This window comes from Streptomyces sp. NPDC059900, assembly GCF_050270335.1.
GTDB lineage: Bacteria > Actinomycetota > Actinomycetes > Streptomycetales > Streptomycetaceae > Streptomyces.
The window spans coordinates 1-1,492 of record NZ_JBNNJZ010001064.1 but is presented as its reverse complement, the minus strand read 5'-3'; the positions used below and the strand labels follow the sequence as shown (position 1 = coordinate 1,492).

The window sequence follows — 1,492 nt, the reverse complement described above, 5'->3', positions numbered from 1 at the left end:
AGGCCGATCAGCCGGCTGCCGGGGGTCGGGGTCTGGTCGCGGCCGATGTACAGGTCGCCGACCGTGCCGGTGTCCGGGTCGAAGGTGAGTTCGGTGAGCGTGCCGATGTCCTCGCCGTACTCGGTCAGGACCCGTTTGCCCAGGAGCCTCTTGTGGGCCCGGGAGTGCGAGCTGCTGTGGCCCGCGTCGTCCGCGGCGGTGTCGACGATCACCGCGTCCGGCCCCATCCCGCGCACCTGCGTCCACGGCACGCTGTCGCCGCTCTTGGCGTTCTTGAGATACAGCTCCGTGATCCGGCGGGTCCGCGGGTCGATGCCGAGGCCGGCCACCTCCCCGGCGGGGAGCGCGTCCTCGGCGCTGACCACGGAGAGGCCGAGGGTCTGGCTGAGCAGCATCATCGGTCGTCCCCCTTCCGGAGCTTGCCGAGATCCGTCTCCCGGAATCCCGCCTCCCGGAATCCCGCCTCCTCGGGTCCCGGCTCACCTGCGGCCCGGGCCCGGTCCCATGCCGCGGCCAGCGCTGCGATGTCGTCCACCGCCTGCCCGGCCAGCCATGCCGGGATCACCAACGTGTCGCCGGTCATGGCCAGTCGGCCGTACGCCGGCAGGAACGCCCGGCGTTCGTGCCGTCCCATCGCCTCGGTGGTGTCGACGTGGAATCCGGCCACCCGGCCGCTGGTGCCGCCCTCGACCACCGCGTCAAGGACGGTGCCCAGCTCAAGGCCCGTATCGCTCAGTACGCGGGCGCCGCGCACCTGCCCGGAACCGGCCTCGCTCTTGTCCACCACCGCGTCCCTGGCCTGCAGCACCTCGACGTCGGGGATCATCACCGCGTCGGGGCCGAGGGCGTGGACGCCGGTCCAGGGCAGGCTCTGTTTGAGGGGGCCGGAGAGCAACCCGCGGCCCGCCAGGGTGAATCCGGTGATCTGCCCGCCCGACGCGTCGAAGACGGTGTCCTTGATCTGGGCCACCGCTTCTCCGCCGAGCGTGACCACGGGCCGCTTCGTCAGCAGGGCGGCGAGTACCAGCGCGGTCATCGCGTCCTCCCGTGTCCCCCGCGACGGCCCCGGCGGACCACGATCGCGCCGCCGCCACGGCGCCTGGCCTGCGTCCCGAGGACCGCACCTGCCAGCAGGAGCAGCGCCACCAGCACTGCGGTCAGCCACATCCACCAGATCACAGCCGTCCACCTCCCTGTCATCCCGCGGTGTGACCGAGTGCCCCTAAAAAGGCATTCCATACGGAAAGTCAAGTCACGGGAATGTAACGGGAGATGGTGGGTAGGAGCACGTGCACGGCGCGCTCTCACCCCCGAGAGCGCCTTGTGCTCCGGGAGTGACGATGGTGGCCTCGACGACCAGCAGTCAAGGACCGACAGGTTCGGTCGCCGAGCGACATACCGCCGGCCCCGACACCGCTGGCCCCGACACCACCGGAGTCGGCCCGGCTGCCGCCGATCGCCCCCTGCCGCCCGCCGGCGGACGCCGCATGGC

The 1,492-nt window shown here is 71.8% G+C and carries 2 protein-coding genes; both read right to left on the bottom strand.

All coding sequences use genetic code 11. The annotated features are described in order from the left end of the window. Positions 1 to 398: PRC-barrel domain-containing protein (locus tag ACQKIP_RS47245; RefSeq protein WP_427745839.1), on the bottom strand; the 398-nt coding region annotated here is incomplete at its 3' end. After that, positions 395 to 1,036, bottom strand: a complete 642-nt coding sequence (locus tag ACQKIP_RS47240; protein WP_365862382.1) for a PRC-barrel domain-containing protein — start codon at positions 1,034 to 1,036, stop codon at positions 395 to 397. The genes ACQKIP_RS47245 and ACQKIP_RS47240, both read right to left, overlap by 4 nt. Between the last annotated feature and the right edge of the window lie 456 nt (positions 1,037 to 1,492).

Coding starts and splice junctions, on each gene's coding strand:
- ACQKIP_RS47240 (WP_365862382.1), bottom strand. CDS start 1,036: ATGACCGCGCTGGTACTCGCCGCCCTGCTGACGAAGCGGCCCGTGGTC.